The organism is Nocardia cyriacigeorgica NBRC 100375 (assembly GCF_000308555.1).
Taxonomy (GTDB): Bacteria; Actinomycetota; Actinomycetes; order Mycobacteriales; family Mycobacteriaceae; genus Nocardia; species Nocardia cyriacigeorgica.
In genome coordinates this window covers 1-758 of sequence record NZ_BAFY01000293.1, presented here as the reverse complement: position 1 = coordinate 758, position 758 = coordinate 1, and the positions used below count along the sequence as shown (strand labels likewise).

The window sequence follows — 758 nt, the reverse complement described above, 5'->3', positions numbered from 1 at the left end:
TCTGCGGCCTCGGTGGATGGGTCGTACTTGCCCAGCTGCGCGTCGCTGTTGGCCTTGGCGCGCTTGATCAGCGCCTGCTGTGCCGCCTCCTTGTTCTCTGGCTGCCCCTTCCATGTCTTGAGCACGGAGTTCTGGAGGGCGCGGGCGTAGGAGAAGGACACGTGCCACGGGTTGGGGCTCTGGTTCATGGCGTTGAGGTTGAGGGTGGCCTCCAGCTCGGACTGGCCTCCGGACAGGAACATGATGCCTGGGACGCGGGGGGCACTCGGCGCTTGAGGAGCTTGAGGGTGTAGTCAGCGACCACCTCGGGCTTCTCGCGCTTGGGTGAGTCAGCGCCGGGGGTCACCATGGAGGGCTTGAGCAGGATGCCCTCGAACAGCACGTTGTTGTCGGCGAGGTACTTGAAGGTCTCGGCCCAGATGGCCTGGGCAACCTCCAGGGTGGCGTCAATGTCGTGCTCGCCGTCCAGCAGCACCTCGGGCTCCACAATGGGGACCAGTCCAGACGCCTGGGCGATGGCGGCATAGCGGGCCAGGCCGTAGGCGGTGTCGCGCAGGGCGATCATGGAGGGGTCGGCGGGGATGGAGACCACGCCACGCCACTTGGCAAAGCGGGCGCCGGCCTTGTAGTACTCGGCCGTACGCTGGGCAAGGCCGTCAAGGCCCTGGCACCAGGACTCGTTGTTGCTGTTGACCAGGGGCACCAGACCCTTGTCAACCTTGATGCCTGGCACGATGCCCTGCTTGTTGAGCTCGTCG

General features: G+C 65.8%; 1 pseudogene. It reads right to left on the bottom strand.

Going from position 1 to position 758, the window contains the following annotated elements:
- Positions 1-703, bottom strand: a pseudogene (locus tag RJ05_RS33200) (class I fructose-bisphosphate aldolase); the annotation flags it as partial.
- Positions 704-758: the final 55 nt, after the last annotated feature.